The sequence below is a fragment of the Wylensekiella montiformis genome, from assembly GCF_009697385.1.
Lineage (GTDB): Bacteria > Bacillota > Negativicutes > Selenomonadales > Selenomonadaceae > Selenomonas_A > Selenomonas_A montiformis.
Map to the genome: position 1 here is coordinate 24,893 of NZ_VUNL01000012.1, position 23,878 is coordinate 48,770.

Sequence of the window (23,878 nt, forward strand, 5' to 3'; positions counted from 1 at the left end):
TTGTATGGCAAAGAAATTTCCGCAGGGCTTCATCTTCGGCGGCGCTACCGCGGCGTATCAGGTCGAGGGAGCGACGTGCGAGGATGGACGGGGCCCCTGCGTATGGGATGAGTATATGAATCGTCCGGGCAGCCGCTTTCAGGCGGATCCGGCCAGCGATTTCTATCATCAGTATAAGAACGACCTGCAGCTCTGCCATGATTTCGGCGTCAACGGCATCCGCATATCCATTTCGTGGACGCGGATCCTGCCGGACGGCGAGGGCAAGGTCAATCCGGCCGGCATCGACTATTACAACAGCCTCATCGACGAGTGCATCCGTCAGGGCGTGGAACCTTTCGTGACCCTGCATCATTTCGATACGCCGCTGCCGTATTTTCAGGACGGGCACTGGCTGAACCGGAAGCTCATTGACAAATTCGTCGACTATGCCAAAATCTGCTTTGAAGCGTTCGGCGACCGCGTGAAGAAGTGGGCGACTTTCAACGAACCGTGGTCGATTGCGCAGAACGGCTATATCGCGGGCAATTTCCCGCCGAATGAGACGTTCCAGATCGCCAAGGCCATCCAGATCGAGCACAATCTCATGGTCGCTCATGCACGGGCGCTCTCCCTTTACAAGAGTATGAATCTGCCCGGCGAGATTGGCATCGTCCATACCCTTGAGGGCAAGGTGCCGATTTCCGACAAGCCGGAAGACCGCCATGCCCGCGATCTGGACGACGCGATTTCCAACCGCTTCATGCTCGACGCCTGCTTCCTGGGACATTATTCGGACGAAACGATGGCGCTGATCGGCGAAATATTGGAAAAGAACCACGGCACGCTGGTCACAGAGCCGTCGGATTTTGAAGACTTTTCCGCTGCGGCCGGCCAGATCGACTTCCTCGGCATGAATTATTATTCGAGCCATTTCCTGCAGGCATGGGACGGCGAGAGCAAGGTGTTCAACAACAGCACCGGCGAAAAGGGGACGAGCGTCTTTGCCCTGAAGGGCATCGGCGCCCGCGTATCGAATCCCGACGTGCCGACTACGGATTGGGACTGGCCAATCTACCCGCAGGGCATGCACGATCAGCTGCGGCGGATTGCGCGCGACTATCCGAACTATAAAAAGATTTACATTTCGGAAAATGGGATGGGCTATAAAGATACCTTTGAAAACGGCAGGATTGACGATACGCCGCGCATCGACTACGTTTCCCGCCATCTCGAAGCCATCCTGCAGGCCATTGACGAAGGGGTCAATGTACAGGGCTATTATATCTGGAGCCTCATGGACGTGCTGTCATGGAGCAACGGCTACAACAAGCGCTACGGCCTTTTCTACGTCGACTACAAGGATCAGAAGCGCTATCCGAAGAAGAGCGCATACTGGTACCGTCTCATGGCGCAGCGGGGCGAGCTGGTGCCGATCGAAGACGTGACATACTGATCCTTCGAACCGATATTTTTCCTGACAACAGACTGGCAGCCCGGATACGCCGAGGGCTGCCAGTTTCTATTTCGTCGGGAAAACAGGCGGAAACCGTCTGAAAACATTTTCAAAACATGAAAACACGAACAAACGATTTTCGCCTATACTATAACCATAGAACGAAAACAACGGGACGTTGATTTAGAGAAAGAAAGGGAATCATCATGGACAAACTCATCAAAATGGTAGAGACCATGAAACCGTTCTTTGAAAAGGTTTCCAACAACATCTACCTGAGGGCTATCCGCGACGGCTTCGTCAGCTGCATACCGGTAATCCTCTTTTCCTCATTATTCATTCTGGTGGCCAGTGTGCCGGAAATTTTCGGCGTCAAGGTGCCGGACAATATCGCCAAGCATCTCTGGCAGGCCTACAACTATTCGATGGGCATCCTGTCCGTCCTGATGGTGGCGACCATCGCGAAAAGCCTGACGGACAGCATCAACCACAAACTGCCGAAGCTGCGTCAGATCAACGACGTCTCGGTCATGATCGTCTCGATCATCTGCCTGCTGCTCCTCGCGGTCGGGCAGGTCGAGAAAGGCATCTCCATGGAATTCATGGGGACGAAAGGACTGCTTTCCGCGTTTGTCGTAGCCTTTACGGTTCCGAACATCTATAAGTTCTTTGTGAGCCGCAACATCACCATCAAACTGCCGGAAGAAGTTCCGCATTACATCGCGCAGACCTTTGCCGACCTCATTCCGCTTTCTGTCGCGGTGTTCGTATTCTGGATCGGCAGCATCATCTTCCAGAACGTCACGGGCATGCTGTTCGGCGCATGGATCCTCGAAGTATTCAAACCGCTGTTTGTCGCGGCGGACGGCTACATCGGCGTGGCGATCATCTACGGCGCCATGGCTATGTTCTGGTTCGTCGGCATCCACGGGCCGTCCATCGTCGAGCCGGCCGTGACGGCGATCTATATTGCCAACATCGAAGCAAACCTGCAGATCGTCAGTGCCGGCGGTCATGCGACCAACATCCTTACACATCCGACGTCCTACTTTGTCGCCACGCTCGGCGGCACCGGAGCTACGCTGATGTTCTGCGCCATGTGCGCCTTCATCGCGAAATCCAAACAGCTCAAAGCGGTTGGCCGCGCATCGATCATTCCGGTCTGCTTCGCGGTCAACGAACCGATTCTCTTCGGCGCGCCGATTGTACTGAATCCGGTTCTGTTCTTCCCCTTCATTCTCGCTCCGATTGCCAATGTCTGGATTTTTAAATTTTTCGTCGACGAACTCGGCATGAACTCCATGATTTACATTCTGCCATGGACGACGCCGGCGCCGATCGGTCTGGTCATCGCGACCGGCTTTGCCAAGCTCGCCTTTATTCTGGCGCCGCTGCTCCTGATCGTCGATGCCGTCCTGTACTATCCGTTCTTCCGCGTCTACGATTCGCAGCTCGTCGCCCGTGAAACGGCCATCGCCAATGGCGAAATCGCCGCCGACGACGAAGAGACCGCGACGCCGGAAGACGCTGTCCTCGCGGCAGAAGCCATAGAGGCCGGCCAAAAAGAAGAACCTGCTCCTACGCAGGAGGCCGTACCGAAGGAGGAAAAACGAGTACTGGTGCTCTGCGCCTCCGGCGCGACCAGCTCCATGCTCGCGAAAGCCATCGAAAAAGGCGCGAAAAAACACGATGCGCCGGTCGAATCCATCGCCATGGCCTATGGTCAGCACAAAGACATCATCAACGATTTTGATCTGATCGTCTTGGCGCCGCAGATGGCCTCCATGTACGACGAGCTCAAGCACGACTGCGATGCGCAGGGCGTGAAGAGCGCGACGACGAGCGGCCGCGAATACGTCAGCCTGACCCGCGACCCGGACAAAGCCCTCGACTTTGCGCTGGCGCTCATGGCCCATTAAATTGCTTCCCCCGGAGGAAGAAGACAGTACACTGTTATCCTTTCTCCTGTAACGATTTCCCTATATAACCCCTTAACAACCTCTTAACAGAATAATGACTGCGGCCCTCTCCCCCAAAAAGGGGGCCGGAGCCGATTATTCACCCATTTACAAACCGACAACAGATCATATGAACATATTATAAAGGAAGATATCCGGGCCGGCAGCTGGAAACACGGACACAGATGGCGGTTTGGATTTCTCAATACAAGCATTTTTCAAAATAATGCAAAGAGATGAAAAAGAGAAACAGGAGGAGTCATTATGAAAAAGAAAGCACTTGCTGCTGCCATTCTCGCCGCAACGACCCTGTCGGCTGCGCCGGCCTTCGCCGCGCAGAATCCGTTCAAGGACATCCCGAAGGATCACTGGGCCTATGATGCCGTGAGCATGCTTGCCAAAGACGGCGTAATCGACGGCTACGGCGATGGGCAGTTCAGCGGTGACAAGCTCATGAACCGCTATGAGATGGCGCAGATCGTCGCCAAAGCCGCAGAAAAATACGGCTCGGTTCAGCCAAAAGACAAAGGCGCGATCAACAAGCTGAAAAAAGAATTTTCCGCTGAACTCAAAGACATGGACTTCCGCCTGACCAACGTCGAAAGCGATGTGCAGGACCTCAAGAAAAACCAGTCGAGCTTCAAATGGTACGGTGATGCACGTTTCCGCTATATGAATAATAAGAACGGCATGTACTTTAAGGAGCGCAGAGCTCCGGGCGGACTGTCAGATGGTAGTGAGTACGAGAAATCTGCTCATAAGATTGATAAGCGTATTCGTTTGGGCCTGTGGGGCGAACCGGCGAAAAATGTCAGTGTACAGGGGCGCTTGAAGGTTGAAGATAGCACCGATAATCATGATGGCTGGAATAACGGCAACGTCGAGGATAATAACAACGGTAAATTTGGTTACGACCAGCTCGAATTTACTTGGCATGCCAAGAATGGTTATGAAGTCGCAGCCGGCCGTATGCAGAAGAGATTCGGTCAGGGACTGGTTTATTGGGAAAACCCGATCGATGGTATTTCGCTGAAGAAATGGTTCGGCGATAAGGGCAACGTCCAGTTTGGCTGGGGCGATATGTCAGCGGAAAACTGGGGCGCCGGTAGTGCTCATGATAAGTGGTGTCCGTCGTTCTTCGCGGATGGAAAATTGAACCTGAGCAAGGCGACATCGCTGACTGCAACCTACTTTAAAACGAATAGTGATGGCTATGGGACAGTCACATCGGTCGATGCTTATGGTTGGTTGCATTCCTGGGGTAAAACTCAGAAGTATTATCTCAACCAAATGGCGTTTGGTTTTGAGTCGCAGCTCGCACCGAAATGGCACATCAATGCCGAATATGTACGCAACAATGTCGCCGGTTCGGGCCGCGTGAACAAGGATGGCTTCTGGACGCGCCTCTCCTATGGCAAACAGGATTGGAGTAAGGCGAATACTTGGAAGATTTATGCTGAGTATGCCGCTCTTGGCAACTATGCCGTTGATTCCACCGGCTGGGCTCATCATTTGAACTTCGCTGGCGGCAATGGCTATGGCTCCGATAACGGCGGTGCGCGCGGCTGGGGTGCTGGTCTTACCTATATGCTGGCGAAGAACACCAACCTTGATCTTGCCTACTACAAGATGCGTCCGTATGATACGAGCTTTGGTACGTATCGTGATCAGGGCTATGCAGCGTTCGTTTTCAGTTTTTAATTCCACATCGGACGACGATTCATACGCCGGGGCCTCTTGGCCCCGGCGTTTTTCTAAGCCCTCCCTTAAGCCTTCCCCTCAGGGGGGAAGGTGCCGAACGAAGAGAGGCGGAAGAGGGGGGACTGCGCAGGGCGTTATTTCCCCGAATGGGACAACACGGAAAGCAACGCCCCTCATCCGGCCTCGCTGCGCTCACCCACCTTCCCCCAAGGGGGAAGGCTGCGCTTCGAGGATTAAGCCTTCCCCTCAGGGGGGAAGGTGCCGAACGAAGAGAGGCGGAAGAGGGGGTACTGCGCAGGGCGTTACTTCCCCGAATGGGACAATACGGAAAGCAACGCCCCTCATCCGGCCTCGCTGCGCTCACCCACCTTCCCCCAAGGGGGAAGGCTGCGCTTCGAGGATTAAGCCTTCCCCTCAGGGGGAAGGTGCCGAACGAAGAGAGGCGGAAGAGGGGTACTGCGCTTCGAGGATTTTTTTAGAAAGGAAAGATGCAGGATGAAATTGCGGGAATGGAAAAAGATGCTGGCCGGAGCGGCTGTGCTGGTTCTGGCCGCTGCGGCTTCTCCGGCTGAGGCGGCTGTCTCCGTTGATCCGGTGCCGGGCATGACGGACTCCTTTATCCGCGGCGCGGATGTCTCGATGCTGCCGGATCTGGAGAGAGCCGGCGTCAAATTTTACGATATGGACGGGACGCAGATGGACGAACTGGCCATCATGAAAAAATATGGAGTCAACTGGATTCGTCTGCGTATCTGGAACCATCCGAGTCAGGGCGGCGGAGGCGGCGCGATGAACGCGAAAAAGGCGCTGGGGGTCACGAAGCGGGCGCATGCGCTCGGCATGAAGGTGCTGCTGGACTTTCACTACAGCGACACATGGGCCGATCCGGGGCATCAGATCACGCCGACCAGCTGGAAAAATCATAACATCGAACAGCTCAAGGCCGATGTTCATGATTTTACCAGGGAAACGCTGGAATATTTTGCCGATGAGGATGAACTGCCGGAGATGGTGCAGATCGGCAACGAGATCACGAACGGTATGCTATGGCCAGTCGGCCAGCTCCCCGCAAAGGACGACGGCCGGGCGTTTGCCGGTCTGGTCGAGGCGGGATTGTCCGCAGTTCATGAGCTGGACAAGGCTCATGCGGTCAAAACGATGATTCATATCGACCGCGGCGGCGACAATGCGCTCTATCACCGTTTCTTCGATCAGCTGATTACGCGCAACGGAGTTCGTGATTTCGATGTGATCGGGGTTTCGTTCTATCCGTTCTGGAATGGAAGGACAAAGGCTTTGGAGGAGAATCTGACCGATATTTCCGCGCGCTACGGGAAAGAGGTCTGCGTGGCGGAGACGGCCTATGGCTTCACGCTGGACAATTACGACCGGCAGGGCAATCTGTTCACTGCGAAGGAAGCGGGGATGGGCGGCTACCGCGTCTCGCCGCAGGGGCAGGCACAGGCTGTGCGCGATGTGATGGCGGCAGTGGCGGCCGTCCCGGACGGCCGGGGAATCGGCGTCTTTTACTGGGAACCGGATTGGGTCGCGATACCGGACGCCGTAAGGGATAACCAGCTCAGCGGCTGGGAAAATCTCGCCCTGTTCGATAAAAACGGCCGGGCGCTTGAGAGCTGGAAGGTCTTTTCCGATGTGCAAAGCCGGTGAGCATCGGCATACTTTTTCGGAACCCGAGCGGCCGCGGGGAACTTTGATACGACGCGTCTGGAGCCGACGTCCGCGGTGCTCGCGACGGGGTCGCTTTCCATCCTCGGCAGGACGGTTACCGTCGCGCCGGACACCTACCTTTACATCGAGCCGACGAAGACGCTTGAAGGGACGGCGCCCGTCTGGACGCAGGGACATCTGCAGCTTGTCGCGGCGGACAGCGCGACGCTCGGCAGCGAGGGCGGTACTCTGGGGCTGAAATCCTTTGCGGCGACGGCGACGGAAAAAGCGGCGACCGAGCAGGCGGCGAAGGAAGAAAAGCAGCAGGCGGAGACGGTATATGCCGGGCAGAAAGAGAAGATTGCCGCCCGGCTGAAAGAAGAGCCGCAAAGCCGCCAGCCGGTTCCTGCCCGTACTGCTGTAAGGGATGAAAAGGCTGGAGAGGTCAATGACGATGCGGTGACGTTCGCAAACTGACGCTGCCGGAAGGAGCGGGGAAGATTGAAAGGATTTTCAATCTTCGAAAACAGGAATGTTTTTTCATCCGTTATAATAATAAAGAAGAAGAAATCAAGGGAAATTCCGTAATGATTGTCGATGAACTTTTTATGAGGTGAAGGACTATGAAAAAATCGATGTTAAAAGGACTGGTGCTTTCTGCGATTGCGGCGGGGGCGTTTGCTTTCGGCGGCACAGCGGATGCGGCGGTGCAGGTGAACCCGATCCGGAACCTTCCCGCTGACTTTATCAAGGGCGCGGATGTTTCGATGCTGCCGGAGCTGGAGTCGCTGGGCGGCAAGTTCTATGATATGGACGGGACGCAGATGGACGAGCTGGCCATCATGAAGAAGTACGGCGTCAACTGGATTCGTCTGCGAATCTGGAATAATCCATCTCATGAAAACGGCGGCGGCTATACGACGGCGGAGCGCGCTCTGGCGATGACGAAGCGCGCACATGCGCTTGGCATGAAGGTACTCATCGATTTCCATTACAGCGATTTCTGGGCGGATCCGGGCAAGCAGTGGGCGCCGAAAGCATGGGCGAAGGACGATGCCGCGAAAGTGCAGAAAAAAGTCTATGCCTATACGAAGAAAGTGCTCGGCGACTTCAAGAAGGCCGGAGCGCTGCCGGAGATGGTGCAGGTCGGCAACGAGATCACAAACGGCATGATCTGGCCGCTCGGCAAGCTGCCGTCCGCCGACAATGGCAAGACACTGGCTTCGTTTGTGCAGAGCGGCCTCAAGGCCGTGCATGATACGGACAAGGGCATCCGGACCATGATTCATATCGACAAGGGCGGCGACAACGCGGCGTCGCGGGCGTTCTACGATCAGCTCATCAAAGACAACGGCGTGAATGACTTCGATATCATCGGCCTGTCGTATTATCCGTTCTGGCACGGCAACATGGACCAGATGAGGGCGAATATCAACGATCTTTCCGCGCGCTACAACAAAGATGTCATCATCGTTGAGACGGCCTTCGGCTATACGAATGAGAACTTTGACGATACGAAGAACCCGTACGATGCGCAGGCGGAGCATGTCGGCGGCTTCCGCTCGACGCCGCAGGGACAGGCGACGGGTCTGCGCACCGTCATGCAGAGTCTCGCGGACGTGCCGAACGGCCGCGGCATCGGCATGTTCTACTGGGAGCCGGACTGGTACGCCGTGCCGGGAGCCGGTGCGTTCAAGGATCAGGGCGATGAGTGGGACAATCTCGTCATGTTCGATAATCACGGCAAGGCCCTTGAGTCGTGGTCGGTATTCAAGGATGTGAGCAACCAGAGCCTGCCGACGATCAAGCCGGTCTTTAAGGAGGCTGACAATGTACTGGCCGAGGCCGGCCGGGGCGTGCCGGCGAGACTGCCGGACAAGACGCGCGTGACTTATACGGACGATCATACCGCCGATCTGCCGGTCGTCTGGGATACGCCGTCGCCGACCTTTGACCAGCCCGGCACGTATACCATCAAAGGAACGGTTACGGTGGACGGCGTGAAGCATCCGGTCAAGGGCGCGGTGACGGTCGTCAATAAGGTGAACCTCATCAAGAACGGCGATTTTGAAAGCGCAAAGACGCTGGACGGCTGGACGATTGACGGCGACAAGGTCGTCGATGTCGTGACCAAGGGCGGCGACGCACTCGATACGAGCGCCATGCACTATTGGAGCGATAAGGCGTTCCATTTCACGGCCAGCCAGAAATTCACGGGCCTCAAGGACGGCAAATACACGGTCGCCGTTTCGACGCAGGGCGGCGGCGGACAGACGAAGTATCAGCTCTTCGCCAAAACCGCAGCCGGTACGCAGACGGCCGACATCAAGGATACGAAGTGGAATGAATGGCATACGTTTGAAATCAAGAATGTCGAAGTCAGGGACGGACAGTGTACGATCGGCGTGACGATGGAGGCCGCGCCCGGCACCTGGGGGTCGCTCGATAACTTTGAATTCTACCGTCAGGAATAACGGATTTCCCGCAGAGGAAAAAACTGCTTCGGGCTTTTTGGTCCGGAGCGGTTTTTTGCGTTGAAAATCTTTTCAAAAACTGAAAACATCGCGCGCAATCAATAACGTATAATAAAAAGCAAAAGAAAGGGGAGGATGACTCATGAAGATACGTTCGTTTACTGCGGGAATCTGCGCCGGACTTCTGGCCGCATCGTTTGTTTCTGCCATGCCGGCGGCGGAGGCCGCGTTTGAATCGCCGATTCTGAACGGTGATTTTGAGAGCGGCAAGACGGTTGGCTGGGATATCACCGGCGACCGCTGCGTGGACATCGCGACGAAAAATGGCGATTGTCAGGGCACCGCGGCGATGCACTATTGGAGCGACAAGGCGTTTAAATTCACGGCGCAGCAGGAAGTCACCGATGTTCCGGACGGCGTTTACAATATTTCCGTGATGACGCAGGGCGGCGGCGGTGAAAACAGCGTCAAGCTGTTTGTCGACGTGAGCGGCCAGCGGAAAGAAGCGGCCATTGCCAATACGGGCTGGAATAAGTGGCAGACCTGGACGATCGAGAATGTCGAGATCAAGGGCGGCAAGTTCATCCTTGGCGTGGCCGTGGATGCCAATGCCGGAAACTGGGGTTCCTTTGATAATTTTGAGATGGTGCCGGTAAAATAATGGCGAAAACGTTTACTCAAAGGGATTGACAGGTCAGTACCGCTGGGATAAACTGAAGAAAGAAGGGGGAGCAGATTTTTAATCCCCAGATCTGTTCCCCTGATTTTTACCGAAAATAGAAAACGTTTACTAAATAAAGGAGGAGTTTGGTGTGGAACAGGAAATCTTGCAGGAGATGCGGCAGGTCTTTGTCCGGCAGTTCGATCAGGAGCCGCAGCACAGTTATTTTTCGCCGGGGCGCGTGAATCTGATCGGCGAGCATACCGATTACAACGGCGGGCATGTCTTTCCGTGTGCGATATCGCTCGGCACCTATGCGATGGCAGCCGGCCGCAGCGATTACCGGATGAGGATTTTTTCCATGAACCTTCCCGACCGCGGCGTCATTGAATTTCCGATGGCCGGTCTGAGCTATGATCGGGAGAGGGACTGGGCCAATTATCCGGCGGGCGTTGTCCGCGTCTTTGAGGAAGCCGGCTATCCGTGCAGTCATGGTCTGGATATTGTCGTGAACGGAACGCTGCCGAACGGGGCCGGCCTTTCCTCGTCGGCTTCGCTGGAAGTGCTGACAGCGCTGATTCTCAATGAAACGTTTTCCTTCGGACTCTCTATGGTGGATCTGGTCAGGATGTCGCAAAAGGCGGAGAATACCTTTGTCGGTGTGAACTGCGGCATCATGGATCAGTTTGCGGTCGGCATGGGGAAAAAGGACTGCGCGATCCTGCTGAACTGTCAGACGCTGGACTACCGGTACAGCCGGATTGATCTGCCGGATGCAAGCATCGTCATTACCAACACCAATAAGCCGCATAGTCTGGCTTCCAGCGCGTACAATGTCCGCCGGGCCCAGTGCGAGCACGCGCTGAATGAGCTGCGCGAGGTCCGGCCGGATCTGCCTGCTCTCGGCGCGCTTTCGAATGAGGAGTACAGCCGGCTGGCCGGTCATATCTTTGAGCAGCTGGAACGCCAGCGCGCCCGGCATGCCGTCTTTGAGAACAACCGCACGCTACAGGCGGTGGAGGCGCTGGAACAGAAGGATTTGGCGCGGTTCGGCCGTCTGATGAATGAATCGCATGTTTCGCTGCGCGACGACTACGATGTGACGGGCCGGGAGCTTGATACGCTGGCTGAGCTGGCCTGGGCGCAGGACGGCGTGATCGGCTCCCGCATGACCGGAGCGGGCTTCGGCGGCTGCACGGTGAGTCTGGTGAAGAATGATGCGATACCGGAGTTTAAGGAGCGGGTCGGTCAGGGCTACACGGAGAAAATCGGCTATGCGCCGAGCTTCTACGTCGCCGGCATTGCTGACGGGACGCACCGGATTGACTGACCGGTACAGTTGATAGAAAACGGATAGAAAATAAATAGAAAAACAAGCAGAAAGCATGCTAAAATAGAGAAGATTTCTGTTTGGAACAGGCGAAGGAAAGGAAGGTTCCATTATGGCCATTCTTGTTTGCGGCGGCGCCGGATATATCGGTTCGCATGCCGTTCATCAGCTGATCGGGAAAGGAGAGCAGGTCGTCATTGTCGACAATCTGCAGACGGGACATCGCGATGCCCTTCATCCGGACGCGCGCTTTTACGAGGGCGACATCCGCGATGCGGCAGTTCTCGACCGGATCTTTACCGAAAATCCGATTGAGGCCGTCATTCATTTCGCGGCAAATTCTCTGGTCGGCGAGAGCATGGAAAAGCCGCTGAAATACTTCAATAACAACGTATATGGCATGCAGGTGCTGCTTGAGGCCATGGTGCGCCATCATGTCGACAAGATCGTATTCTCCTCGACGGCCGCGGTCTATGGGGAGCCGAAGCGGGTTCCCATCATGGAGGACGATGAGACGAATCCGACGAACACCTACGGAGAAACGAAGCGCACGATGGAAAAGATGATGAAGTGGGTCAGCCGCGCCGACGGCATCCGCTATGTATCGCTGCGCTATTTCAACGCGGCCGGGGCTCTGGAAGATGGATCCATCGGCGAAGACCATCATCCGGAAACGCATCTCATCCCGCTTATCCTGCAGGTCCCGCTCGGAAAGCGCGACCATATTACGATTTTCGGCGATGATTATGCGACGCCCGACGGCACCTGCCTGCGCGACTATATTCACGTCGTAGATCTGGCCGACGCGCATGTGCTGGCGCTGGAGTATCTGCGCCGGGGCGGCGAGAGCAATATTTTCAACCTCGGCAACGGCCAGGGCTTTTCCGTCCGCGAGATGATCGAAGCGGCCAAAGAGGCGACCGGCCGGGAAATCAAAGTGGAGATGGGCGCGCGCCGCGCGGGCGACCCGGCCCAGCTCATCGCGTCCAGCGAGAAGGCGCGCAGCATCCTTGGCTGGAAGCCGCGCTATACCGATGTCAGACAGGTCATCGGCACGGCCTGGAACTGGCATCAGAAACATCCTGACGGCTACGAAAAGTAAACGCCGAAACGGACTCAGGAAGCCGTCCCGATGCGGGAAGGCTGGAGGAAAATATTATGTCAATCCAAACAGAAATCAATCGGCTGCTGCATTTTGCGAAGCAGCACGGACTTATCAATGAAGACGATTTTTACTATGCGGCGAATCTCCTGCTGGACGTCCTGCAGGCGGATTCGTTTGAACCGGAGCCGGTGCAGGAGGAGCTGGACACCGCAGCCCCCATTCTGCAGGCCATGCTGGATGATGCGGTGAAGCGGGGGCTGATCGAAGATACCGTCAGCGAGCGGGATCTCTTTGATACGCGCATCATGAACTGTGTCATGCCGCGCCCCTCTGAGGTGGTCCGGCGGTTCCAAAACGATTATGCGCGTTCGCCGAAGGCGGCTACGGATGAATTCTACAAGCTGAGCATTGCTTCGAATTATATCCGCAAGGATAGGATCGATCGGAATATCGTCTGGAAGACGGCGACGGAGTACGGCGATCTGGACATCACGATCAATTTGTCGAAGCCGGAAAAGGACCCGCGCGATATTGCCCGCGCAAAGCTGGCGCCGTCCGGCTCCTATCCGAAATGTCTGCTTTGCCGTGAGAACGAGGGCTATGCGGGGCATGCGGGACATCCGGCCCGTCAGACGCACCGGCTGATTCCGCTGCGCCTGTCCGGTCACCGATGGTTTATGCAGTATTCCCCGTATACTTATTACAATGAACACTGCATCGTGCTGAACCGGCGTCATGTCCCGATGAAGGTGTCGCGCCGGACGTTTGAGAACCTGCTGGATTTCGTCACGATGTTCCCGCATTATTTCCTCGGCTCCAATGCCGATCTGCCGATTGTCGGCGGCTCCATTCTGTCGCACGATCATTATCAGGGCGGCCGCTATACCTTTGCCATGGCCAAGGCGCCGGTCGAGAAGGTTTATCCCTGCCCGGCGTACCCCGGCGTCCGGGCAGGCCGGGTGAAGTGGCCGATGTCTGCGCTGCGGCTGCGCGGACGAGACCGCGAGGCCTTGACGGAGCTGGCGGCCAAAGTGCTTGAGGAATGGCGCGCCTACAGCGACGAATCGGTCGGCATTCTGGCGGAAAGCGGCGGCCAGATGCACAACACGATCACGCCGATCGCCCGCCGCCGCGGCGAGGAATACGAGCTGGATCTCGTGCTGCGCAACAATCGGACCAGTCCGGAGCATCCGCTTGGAATCTTTCATCCGCATGCCGAAGTGCATCACATCAAGAAGGAGAATATCGGACTTATCGAGGTCATGGGGCTGGCCGTTCTGCCCGCCCGTCTCAAAACGGAGATGTATCGCGTCGGCGAGGAACTCGTCCGGGGGACGGAGGATATTTCCGGCATGGAAGATATTGCCGTTCATGCGGAATGGTACCGGATGCTGCGGGAGAAATACCCGTCTGTTTTGGAGGAGGATGTTCATGCGATTCTGCGCAGCGAAATCGGGCAGGTATTCCGGACGGTGCTGACCCATGCGGGCGTGTTCAAGCGCGATGAGCAGGGTATGGCCGCCTTCGACCGCTTTGCTGCGAAGGCCATGCAGTAACAAGGCGCAGCGGAGAGTTTGCCGCAGAAAGCAGGAGATTATGGAAGACAGGAAAAAGGCGACGATTGTCGATGTGGCTCGTCAGGCCGGGGTGTCGGTGGCTACGGTGTCCCGTGTGGTCAACGGCAACTACCCGGTCAAGCTGGAAACGAAAGAACGGGTGCAGAAGGTCATTCAGGCGCTGCGCTATGTGCCCAATGTACAGGCAAGGGAGCTCAATACGCGCCAGTCGTCTACTCTGGGCGTCGTGGTCCCCGGCTTGCACAATATGTTTTTCGCGGAGGTCATTGACGGCATCGAAGAAGCGGTGCGTCAGGACGGCTTCTCTTTGCTGCTGAACTGTGCGAAGAACGATCCGCAGCAGGAGATGAGCGGCATACAGGCGCTGGTTTCGCGCAATGTTTCGGGCATCATCCTCATCAGTCCGAATATGGCCGGCATCCGGGAAAGCTTTTATGCCGAGCTGGCGCGGCGCATCCCGCTTGTTTTTATTAACGGCTATCATCATATCCCCGACGTATCCTATGTGACCAATGATGAGCAGCGGGGGACGCAGCAGGCGCTGGATTATCTGGAGCGGCTCGGCCATCAGCGTATCCTGTTTGTGCGCGGTGACCATTCCGATTCGTATACCATCAAAGAGGAAGTGTACCGCCGCGACCGGGAGCGGCACGGCGGTCTGGATTCCCGCTTTTTGATCAATATCGGCGAGGGGAACGGGCCGGAAACGGCCGATTCGGCCATGCAGCAGCTTTTGCGGGTGATCCCCGATCTGGACCCGACCGCGATATTTTGCTGCAATGACCTCATGGCGGTCGGAGCCATCAATGCCTGCAAGAGGCTGGGGCGCCGCGTGCCGGCGGATATTTCCGTCGTCGGCTATGACAACATTGCGCTTTCCCGTATGATCGAGCCGAAGCTGACCACGATGGATCAGAATATGTTTCAGCTGGGAAGCAATGCGGCATCGCTGCTCATCGAGCGGATCCGGGGCGGATGCAGCAAGCGCATTGTGCTGGAAAATGTACTCGTCGAGCGGGAGTCGGCGGGGAAAGTCCGTTCTTCCTGAAACCATACAGACGCCGGAGGGCCTGTCATATCACGGCAGGCCCTCCGGCGTCTGTACAAAAGAGGAATTTTGTGGTACGCTGACTGTATCTGGCCGGGCTGCGCCGCAGGCCGCCCGGCAGCAGAATCGAATCAGTCCGGCGCCGGCCTGTCCGGTATAGGGGGAGCAAAATGATGGAAGAAGATATGACGCTGTTTTCGCCGGAAATCCTGCAGGGATTTCTCGGCGGAATCGGCGATGGATTTATGCTGACAGATCTGGAGGGCAGGGTCCTGTACGGGAACCGGGCCGCCAAAGAGATTCTCGGCTATGCGGAAAAGCCGGGAGAACGGCCGCTGTTCAGCGAGCTGTGTCCTCTGGTCGACGTGGTGTCCGGGCAGCCGTTTCCCGATCCGCTGGCTCAGGCTGTGACCGAAGAGCGGTCGGTCGGGCTGGCCAAAAACATCGGCATTCTGCGTGACGGCCAGCCGGTGTTTCTTTCCGCCACCTGCTCCCCGATCAAGGCTCCGGACGGCAGCGGCCGTGTGCTCGGCGGGTCGGTCATTCTGCGCGATGTGACGCGCATGCGCGGGCTGGAAATGAAGGTGGAAAGCGATCAGCGCTACATGCGCGCGGTCTTTTCCGCGGCGGGAACCGGACTGTGCATCCTCAATGCGGAAGGTGAGGTCGTTGATATCAACGAGGCGGCGCTCAGCGTCATGCAGACCACCTATGAGGAGTGTGTCGGCCTGCAGTTCGGCGATGCCTTTCGCTGTGAAAACAGTCTGGAGCATGGCTGCGGACATGGAAAGGCATGCCGTCACTGCCCGGTGCGCAACCATATCGAAGCGGCGGCCGCCGACGATTCGTTCAGCGGAGAATTTGCCATGTCTATGCGGAATATGCGTACCAATGGCGCCCTGTGGCTGAAACTGTCCGTTTCCCAGACCACATCGCTGAAGGGAAAGCAGATTATCGTGAGCATCGTCGATGAATCCGCCCGGCGGGAGTATGAGGCACAGCAGGAGCGGGCCCGGAAGGCCGCGGAAGAGGCCAGCCGCACGAAAACCCGCTTCCTCTCCAATATGAGCCATGAGCTGCGCACACCGCTTAACGGTATGCTTGGAATGCTGCAGCTGGCCGGGCGGGAGCCTCTGACCGGAAAACAGCAGGTCTGTCTGGACAATGCGCGCCAGTGCGCCGAGGACCTGCTTCACCTGATCAACGATATTCTGGATTTTTCCAAGCTGGAAAGCGGCCGCATGAAACTCGAACAGTCCGGCTTCGACCTGCCGCAGCTGCTGCAGCGGATCTGCGCCATCTATCGGGATCTGGCGGAGAGCAGGGGGCTGGCCATGGAGCTTCCCGATACGGGGCGTCTGCCGCGGTTTATCCGGGGAGATGCGCTCCGCCTGCGGCAGATTCTGCACAATCTTTTGTCCAACGCCTTGAAGTTCACCACGGAGGGAAAGATTTCCCTGACGGTCTGCCGGGGAGAGCGGGAAAAGCAGCCGGTTCTGGAATGCTGCGTGGGCGACACGGGGATCGGGATCAGCGAAGCGGAGCAGAAGCGGCTGTTTCATGCGTTCACTCAGGTGGACAGCTCTCCGACCCGCCGCTTCGGCGGCTCCGGACTCGGACTGATGATTGTGCAGAAGCTGCTGGATGCCATGGGCGGCGGGATCCGGGTGGAGTCCGCTCCGGGAAAGGGCAGCCGGTTTTGCTTCTGGATTCCGCTGATCGAGACGGATCGGGCGGATTGGGAGCCGCGCGGGCAGGAAGTGCTGATGAACCCCTGTCCCGGTCTTGCGGCCGGCGGGGACGGCACGGCGGATGTTTCGGATCTGATGGCCTATTGCCGGGAAAAATTGAAAAAGGGAAAGGAAGAAACGCCATGAGAATCTTGATTGCAGAGGATGACAGGATGAGCAGAACCTTTCTGGAGGAGTTCATGCGCGACTATGGCGAATGTGATTCGGCAGCCAACGGCATGGAAACGCTGGATCGCTGCTTGGAGTCGATACGGCAGGAAAGACCCTACGACCTGCTGTGTCTCGATATCATGATGCCGAAGGTGGACGGCCTGAAGGTGCTCAAGGTCATCCGCGGTCTGGAAGAGCAGTACAGCGTTCCGCCGGAAAAACATATGAGGGTTATCGTCATGACGGCGCTGGACGATATCGGGCACATCAATCAGGCGTTTCGTCTCGGCTGCGATGCATACGCTTCCAAACCGATTGACACCGAAAAGGTCCGCGAGGTCATGAAGAACCTTGGCCTGATTTTATCGGAAGAGGAATAGGAAGAATAAGAAGAGCAAACCGGGACTGCCGCAGGGAGGAAAGAACCTTCCATGCGGCAGTCCCGGTTGTTGTCATGTCGTTATTTCAGGCAGGCTTCGAGGATGAACTGATTGGCCAGTACATTCCAATTCGCTGAGTTTACGGCCGCAGCCGTATAAAAGTCATGCCATGCTTCGCGGTATTTTTTCTGGCGGATGTGCGCGACGCCGATGAGATTGTATGCGTCGGCCGTGCGGTCCTCGATGAACAGCAGCTGCTCCATATCCCGGATCGCTCCGTTATAGTCGCGGCGGGCAAAGCGCAGCAGACCGCGGTTGTACCATGCCTGCGTGAAGGACGGCGCGAAGCGCAGCAGCTGATCATAGTCGCTCATGGCCTCCCGTTCTTTGCCGAGACGAACCGCGGCGAGCGCGTGGTCATAAAGCGCCTCTGCCGTTCCGGGCGCGCGCTGAAGCGCCGTTTCAAAATCGCTCAGGGCCGATGGATAATCGCCGCGCTTGTATCGGACGATCCCCCGGTAAAGGTAGGAACCCGCGTCGTCCGGCATGTTCCGGACCTTGCGCTCGGCGGCGTCTAAGGCGGCATCGGAGGAATCCGGCGCCTGCGCCTGCTGCCACAATCTCAGAATATCCTGACCGTAGTTCTTGCCCGGCACGGCCCAGGCCCCGTTGAGCCCGGTCCAGCGATCGACTTTCCCGTGAAGATCGGGGCGGTTGCGGACGAGATGCTGGTAGCGGGGATCGACGATCGGTACGGACGGGGCCTTCCTGCTGGCATAGGCCAGCAGGTGCTGGATATGGGCGCGGACGCCGAGCTGTGCCGTCGCGAAGCTGTGGCCCGGCTCATGGTTGCCCGTCGCGCCGAGACCGCAGAAATTGTTCTGCTGCGGGGCGACATCGCCGCCATAGCCGAAGAAGCCGGTTTCCTTGAGCGCCTGGCAAAGCGCGACATCCGGGCGTATGCCCTCGCGTCCTGCCTCCTGATAGTAGAAACGGACGATTTCCTGTACGGAGCAGGTCAGTTTCGGCTGGGGATTGCGCTGCAGGATGAACTGCACCATCTGCTCCTGCGTCGCCTCGGCCGGGCCGAGGATGGAGATGGTTTCCGGCGCTGCTGGCGGCGTCGTCATCGGCGTATCATGAGCATCCGCGATATGCCAGCGGACCTCCCGCACCGCTTTTTGATTGACCGTGCCCGGAAGCTCCGCGGCAAAGGACGGCCGTCCGGCAATGGTCCGGCTGGCGGCCGGCACAGAAGCGGGAGCAGAAGCGGCTGCTGCTTCGCTTCCCGCCGGAAAGGCGGCGCAGAGCGCGGCGGCGAAACAGACAGCCGGAAAAGAACGGAAGTAATTCACAAAAAGCTCCTCCTTATGTTTCATGGATTCATAGAGCGGTCAGGGCATCGGCGCGGGCTCCTCCGGCAGTCCGTCAGGATCCTCGGTCAGACGATGCTGGCCGAGCATGGTGGTCAGGTCCTTGCGGTAGAAGCCGTAAGAGGAACTGGCGAAATCCTGTTCGGGGTTGTAGCGGCCGGACGGGGCGTTGAGCAGGCCGCAGATGGTATCGTAAAGCATATCGTTGGTAAAATAGCGGCTGCGATGCCGGCGAAGCGCCTGTGTATGTCCGGGCAGGGCCTGACGATAGGCCGGCGAAAGATAAATCCACATCGGAATGCGGACCATATCAAAGCTGAACACATCCGGATTGTGCGAGATCTCCAGATTTTCACCGTGGTCGGAGAAATAAACCATCGCCTGCAGGTTCAGGTTCTTCTGCGCATAGTCAAAGACCTGAGACAGAACGTAGTCCGTATACAAGATGCTGTTGGCATACGAAGGCAGCGAGGAGACGACGGAATCGCCCTCCTCCGTCCGGAACTGCTCGAAGGAGGCCGGATAGCGGTTGTTGTAGTAGATATGGCTGCCCATGATGTGCAGAACGACAAAATTATTCCGATTCGGATCGAGACGCGTGAGATACTGCAGCAGCGTCTCATCGTATTTGTCGGAGAAATTGTACGAGTCATCCGTCCATTCCGCATGGTCGGCCGTCTTGGCCACCAGCGTGATGGCGCTGTCGTACTGTCCGTAGCGGCCCTGATTGCTGAACCACCAGGTCTCGTAGCCGGCCTTCCGGGCGACATCCACGATGGACGCAGAATCGAAAAACTCCTTGCCGTTATACTGGCTCTGCTCCGTCAGGGCGCGCTGCAGGACCGGGACGGTCTGCGACCAGGAGGAATACACATTGTCAAACGGGAGAAAGCCCGGATCGCCCGAGGCCAGCTTCTGGCTGAGCCATGGCGTATCTTCATAGGGAAAATCCGGCGTATAGGCTTTCATGTAATTGCGCGAAGCCGATTCGCCGATGACCAGAATGACGGTTCCCGGTGCCTTGGCGGCCAGTGTCGTGCGGCTGTCGATCATGAGACTATCCAGACGCTCATCGTGCCCGACGCTGTATTCCTGCGTCTGGCTGACATAGGAACGCACATCGTTCCAGAGATCCGCCACGGAAGTCTGCGGCAGATACCAGGCTTCTGCCGCGATGGCGGCTACGGTGAGGAACGCCATCGCACCCATGCGGCCTGCCGTCGTATCTTCCGCCAGAGTGCGGCGGGCGAATGCCATATGTCCGCGCCAGCAGAGAAAGAGGAACAGGCCGAAGCCCACGACGATCAGCAGCGTGGGAATCAGGCCGACATTGGACTGGATAAAGTCGATGCTCTCCCGGTAATTGGTCAGGTAAAGCGCCATCACAGAAGCCGGGGAAAGGCAGTGCCAGACGATGCAGTAATAGGCGGCCTGCAGGAACGGAATGATGAGCGCGAGGAAGTTCAGGACAGACAGGAACGCCGCCGTCAGGCGCACATGTCCCAGCCGGTGCAGCGCTCCCTCCACTGCCGTGAGCAGCAGGAAAAGCGCTGTGCCCACGCAGAAGTCAAAGCAGATTTTCGACTGATACCAGGTCGACTGGTAAGTCCAGGCATAGAGCAGCGGAAACGTCACACACCAGCCGACGCCCGTCAGCAGGTTCGGAAGGGCCGCCCAGCTGAACAGCGGGACCCGTGTGCCGTACTGAACTAGCACAAGCGCTGCCAGCATGGGCAGCAGGAGCGGCAGAAAATATTCTGCGCCCATGTCCTGTCCGATATCAATATAAAAGGCGATCAGGAGGAGAAAATAAACGGCGGCCGCCGTGAGCCAGCGGATCAGATGATCCTGATGTTCTGTGGAAATATTCAAAGTCAGTCTTCTTTCTATACATTTATAGGAAACAAACCGGTAAAATACATGCTAATTTTACATGAAATCCATTTTTTCGTCAATGAACAGCGGAGCGCGCGGCGCGGCAGACGATAAGCGGTGCCGGCCTTGGGAAAACAGGCGGCGAGGCCCGGTTTCCGGGAAAAAAGGTCGGGGCGGGTATTTTTTCCCATTGCCAGAAAAGCGCTTCTCTGATACAATATATACCGTCACGACATACAAAAACCACAATATATAGGGGGAGGCGTGAGATGATGCCCCGTATGCGGGGGTCATTGAGTCTATGAATTTGAAAACCGTTACGAAACGTTCGGGCCATACGGTGCCCTATAACCGTGAAAAGATTTTTCATGCGATTGCCGGCGCCAATGTGGACGGCGGAAGCCGCATGACGGACCGGGATATTGACGAAGTGACGAGTCAGGTCGAATGGGATATTCAGGACCGGGAAAATGTCAGCGTCGAGGAGATCCAGGACATCGTCGAACGTGAACTCATGAAGTACGATTTCTACGATGTGGCCAAAAAATACATCACCTACCGCCAGAAACATGCGGAACGCCGTGCGGCGCAGAAGCATCTGATGTCTTCCTATCGGGATATCTTCTTTGCGGATTCGGTGGATGTCGACCTCAAGCGCGACAATGCCAACATCAATACGGATGCGTCCATGGGCATCATGCTGAAGCTCGGCGCGGAGGGCGCCAAGCACTTCGTGGACAACTATGTTCTGACGGACGAGTTCCGCGAGGCGGACAAAGAGAACTGGATTCACATCCACGATAAAGATTTTTCCCTGATCACGTTCAACTGTTGCCAGATCGATCTGCTGAAGCTGTTCCGCGGCGGCTTTTCGACCGGACACGGATTTCTGCGCGAGCCGAATTCCATCCGCGCTTATGCGAGCCTCGCCTGCATTGCGATTCAGTCCAATCAGAACGATATGTTCGGCGGCCAGTCCATCAACGCCTTTGATTTCGCCATGGCGGAGGGCGTGCGCAAGTCCTTCCGCAAGGCGGTGGCCGACGAGAGCTACAAGGCGCTCTGCTACCGGTTCGGCAGTCCGGAAATCGGCAGCGAAGACGCGTTCAAAAAAGCCTTCCGGGCTGTGATGGATTTTGATGCCTGCCGCTATGCGGAGCACGATTCGGACGAGGCGGCGCATCAGTCCGTTCGGACGATTGCCAGAGCGGTCAGCGCGCTTCTGCGCGAGACGTATCAGAAACCGGAAGAAGCGGCGCAGGACATGGCGCAGACCATCTATCATCTGGCCTGCAGCGACGTGGTGGAGGAGACGCATCAGGCGATGGAGGCGCTGATCCACAACTTCAATACCCTGCACAGCCGGGCCGGCGCGCAGGTTCCGTTCAGCTCCATCAACTATGGAATGGACACCTCGCCGGAGGGCCGTCTGGCCGTCCGCGAGGTTCTCAACGCGATATGGGCGGGACTCGGCAACGGAGAGACGCCGATTTTCCCGATCTCCGTGTTCCAGCTGAAGGCCGGCGTGAATTACAACGAAGGCGATCCGAACTACGATCTCTTCCTGCAGGCCTGCAAGACGAGCGCCAAGCGGCTGTTCCCGAATTTCGTGAACATCGATGCGCCGTACAACCTGCAGTACTATAAGCCGGGCGATTACAACAGCACAGTCGCCACCATGGGCTGCCGTACCCGCGTCATGAGCAATGTCAACGGCCCGGAAGAATCTGGCAGCCGCGGCAACTTCGCCTTTACGACCATCAATCTGCCCAAACTGGCCATCGAGTCCAAGGGGGATATGGATACGTTCTGGAAACTGTACGACAAATACATCCGGATTTCGCATGACTATCTGCTGGCGCGGCTGCATGTCATCGAGCAGAAGCATGTCTACAATTATCCGTTCCTCATGGGACAGGGGGTATGGATGGACAGCGACAAGCTCAAACCGGACGACAGCATCAAGGACGTCCTCAAACATGCCTCGTATTCCATCGGCTTCTGCGGTCTGGCGGAGTGCCTCAAGGCCCTGATCGGCAAGCACCACGGCGAGAGCGAGGAAGCGCAGCAGCTGGGTCTGAAAATCGTCGGACATCTGCGCGAGGCCACCGACAAATATACGGAGGAAGAGCATCGGAACTGGTCGACGTTCGGTACGCCGGCTGAGTCGACGGCCGGGCAGTTCCAGCGTTCGAACCGGAAGAAGTACGGAATCATCCCGGGCGTTACGGACCGCTCCTATATGACGAATTCCAGCCATGTGCCGGTCTATTATCCGATCAAGGCCATCGACAAGATTCGCATTGAAGCGCCGTATCATGCTTTGGAAAATGCCGGACACATCGCTTACATCGAAATGGACGGCGATACGACGAAAAATGTCAAAGCCTTCGAGCGCGTCGTCCGCGCTATGCACGATGCCGATATGGGGTATTTCTCCATCAATCATCCGGTAGACCGCGACCCGGTCTGCGGCTATACGGGACTCATCGAAAATGAATGCCCGCACTGCCATCGCCGGGAAGTGGAGACGGGAAGCTTCACCATCCGCCGGATGAAGCCGGCCGAATAAAACGGACGATAAAGACGATAAAGACGGTGCATCCCTGTGATAAGGGGATGCACCGTTTTTGCTGTCTGAGTTAACGGAAGCGCCGGAACTTCCGGGCGGGAATATGATGGATGTTCGGTATGCGGAGCCCTTTTTCCAGATAATCGCGCTGCATGCGGAAGATGCTTTGGATGAGTTTGTCCTGCTGGCGAATGGTCAGGCTGTCTTCCAGCGATGCGCCGACATGGAATACGGTGCCGGACTGAATGGCGACAGCGGTGCAGCGCCGGACCAGCGCGGTGGTCTGCAGAGGCCCGTAGAGCGGCAGATCCGGGATATCCAGGGCGATGCGCGAGCCCGGCGGGACCTCTGACGCGCTGGCAAAGCAAAGCCCGCCGCCGCTGATGTCGACCAGCATGGTGTCCGCGGGATTGTGAAGAGAACCGTGCGCGCCGGGGAGCCGGACCTGCATCGGCAGGGCCAGAGGGACTCGTACAAATCGGCGCTGCTGGACCCGGTATACGACGGGCGGTCGTTCCAGATACCAGATCTTTAGCGGCAGAGCAGAGGCGCTGCGCGCTGTCGACGCGAAATGATAGACACAGCCGTTGCCGATGATGGCGCAGTCGGCGTCCGCCCCCGCGGACGGAACCAGCAGGAACTCGCGGTCGCTGACCGCAAGGGAAACCGTCAGCGCCTGATGGGACAGGCCCCGGATCGTGCCGCAAAGTTTCAGCGTGCAGCATCCCGAACGGGCTGTGATCGATATGGGCTGCCCCTGTTTCAGCACCTGTTCCGGGGCGACGGATTCCATAGTCATACCGCTGTTCCTTTCTGTCTG

17 protein-coding genes are annotated in these 23,878 nt (G+C 57.2%); 14 read left to right on the plus strand and 3 right to left on the minus strand.

All coding sequences use genetic code 11. The features are described 5' to 3' along the window. Nucleotides 1-4: 4 nt before the first annotated feature. The 13 genes from lacG to FYJ78_RS10445 all read left to right on the plus strand — a co-directional run bounded on the left by lacG (nucleotide 5) and on the right by FYJ78_RS10445 (nucleotide 17,238). Nucleotides 5-1,435 carry a 6-phospho-beta-galactosidase gene (gene lacG / locus FYJ78_RS10385; protein ID WP_154621312.1) on the plus strand — a complete coding sequence of 477 codons (1,431 nt, stop codon included), beginning with the start codon at nucleotides 5-7 and terminating at the stop codon, nucleotides 1,433-1,435. A 206-nt stretch (nucleotides 1,436-1,641) separates the two neighbouring features. Continuing rightward, nucleotides 1,642-3,354 (plus strand): PTS lactose transporter subunit IIBC, encoded by a 1,713-nt coding sequence (locus FYJ78_RS10390; protein ID WP_154621313.1) that lies wholly within the window; start codon nucleotides 1,642-1,644, stop codon nucleotides 3,352-3,354. A gap of 303 nt (nucleotides 3,355-3,657) precedes the next feature. Continuing rightward, a complete protein-coding gene (locus FYJ78_RS10395) occupies nucleotides 3,658-5,094 on the plus strand; it encodes an S-layer homology domain-containing protein (RefSeq protein ID WP_154621314.1) in 1,437 nt (478 codons plus the stop codon). Between the two features lie 495 nt (nucleotides 5,095-5,589). Then, nucleotides 5,590-6,762 carry a glycoside hydrolase family 53 protein gene (locus tag FYJ78_RS10400; RefSeq protein WP_154621315.1) on the plus strand — a complete coding sequence of 391 codons (1,173 nt, stop codon included), beginning with the start codon at nucleotides 5,590-5,592 and terminating at the stop codon, nucleotides 6,760-6,762. Nucleotides 6,763-6,837: 75 nt separating this feature from the next. Continuing rightward, nucleotides 6,838-7,239, plus strand: a complete 402-nt coding sequence (locus FYJ78_RS10405) for a hypothetical protein (RefSeq protein WP_154621316.1) — start codon at nucleotides 6,838-6,840, stop codon at nucleotides 7,237-7,239. 146 nt (nucleotides 7,240-7,385) lie between these two features. Further along, nucleotides 7,386-9,236, plus strand: a complete 1,851-nt coding sequence (locus FYJ78_RS10410; protein WP_154621317.1) for a glycosyl hydrolase 53 family protein — start codon at nucleotides 7,386-7,388, stop codon at nucleotides 9,234-9,236. Nucleotides 9,237-9,378: 142 nt separating this feature from the next. Further along, nucleotides 9,379-9,897, plus strand: coding sequence for a carbohydrate-binding protein (locus FYJ78_RS10415; RefSeq protein ID WP_154621318.1), 519 nt, complete (start codon nucleotides 9,379-9,381; stop codon nucleotides 9,895-9,897). A 175-nt stretch (nucleotides 9,898-10,072) separates the two neighbouring features. Then, complete coding sequence (locus tag FYJ78_RS10420) at nucleotides 10,073-11,227, plus strand: galactokinase (RefSeq protein ID WP_154621361.1); 1,155 nt, start codon at nucleotides 10,073-10,075, stop codon at nucleotides 11,225-11,227. A gap of 112 nt (nucleotides 11,228-11,339) precedes the next feature. Continuing rightward, nucleotides 11,340-12,329 (plus strand): UDP-glucose 4-epimerase GalE, encoded by a 990-nt coding sequence (galE, locus tag FYJ78_RS10425; protein WP_154621319.1) that lies wholly within the window; start codon nucleotides 11,340-11,342, stop codon nucleotides 12,327-12,329. 56 nt (nucleotides 12,330-12,385) lie between these two features. After that, nucleotides 12,386-13,888, plus strand: a complete 1,503-nt coding sequence (galT, locus tag FYJ78_RS10430) for a UDP-glucose--hexose-1-phosphate uridylyltransferase (protein WP_154621320.1) — start codon at nucleotides 12,386-12,388, stop codon at nucleotides 13,886-13,888. A gap of 40 nt (nucleotides 13,889-13,928) precedes the next feature. Continuing rightward, nucleotides 13,929-14,957, plus strand: coding sequence for a LacI family DNA-binding transcriptional regulator (locus tag FYJ78_RS10435; protein WP_154621321.1), 1,029 nt, complete (start codon nucleotides 13,929-13,931; stop codon nucleotides 14,955-14,957). A 170-nt stretch (nucleotides 14,958-15,127) separates the two neighbouring features. Then, the gene (locus FYJ78_RS10440) at nucleotides 15,128-16,834 is read left to right on the plus strand and encodes a PAS domain-containing sensor histidine kinase (protein WP_154621322.1); all 1,707 of its coding nucleotides are present in this window, start codon (nucleotides 15,128-15,130) and stop codon (nucleotides 16,832-16,834) included. Beyond that, nucleotides 16,831-17,238 carry a response regulator gene (locus FYJ78_RS10445; RefSeq protein ID WP_154621323.1) on the plus strand — a complete coding sequence of 136 codons (408 nt, stop codon included), beginning with the start codon at nucleotides 16,831-16,833 and terminating at the stop codon, nucleotides 17,236-17,238. The genes FYJ78_RS10440 and FYJ78_RS10445 overlap by 4 nt, the downstream gene beginning before the upstream one ends. Nucleotides 17,239-17,318: 80 nt before the next feature. Here FYJ78_RS10445 and FYJ78_RS10450 read toward each other — a convergent pair whose 3' ends face one another. Both FYJ78_RS10450 and FYJ78_RS10455 read right to left on the minus strand, forming a co-directional pair. After that, complete coding sequence (locus tag FYJ78_RS10450) at nucleotides 17,319-18,593, minus strand: tetratricopeptide repeat protein (RefSeq protein WP_328597709.1); 1,275 nt, start codon at nucleotides 18,591-18,593, stop codon at nucleotides 17,319-17,321. Nucleotides 18,594-18,632: 39 nt separating this feature from the next. Next, nucleotides 18,633-20,483 carry a phosphoethanolamine transferase gene (locus FYJ78_RS10455; RefSeq protein ID WP_154621325.1) on the minus strand — a complete coding sequence of 617 codons (1,851 nt, stop codon included), beginning with the start codon at nucleotides 20,481-20,483 and terminating at the stop codon, nucleotides 18,633-18,635. A gap of 304 nt (nucleotides 20,484-20,787) precedes the next feature. Here FYJ78_RS10455 and FYJ78_RS10460 point away from each other — a divergent pair, with 304 nt between their 5' ends. Next, nucleotides 20,788-23,058, plus strand: coding sequence for an anaerobic ribonucleoside triphosphate reductase (locus tag FYJ78_RS10460; RefSeq protein WP_154621326.1), 2,271 nt, complete (start codon nucleotides 20,788-20,790; stop codon nucleotides 23,056-23,058). Between the two features lie 70 nt (nucleotides 23,059-23,128). Here FYJ78_RS10460 and FYJ78_RS10465 read toward each other — a convergent pair whose 3' ends face one another. Then, nucleotides 23,129-23,857 carry a flagellar brake protein gene (locus FYJ78_RS10465; protein ID WP_154621327.1) on the minus strand — a complete coding sequence of 243 codons (729 nt, stop codon included), beginning with the start codon at nucleotides 23,855-23,857 and terminating at the stop codon, nucleotides 23,129-23,131. Nucleotides 23,858-23,878: the final 21 nt, after the last annotated feature.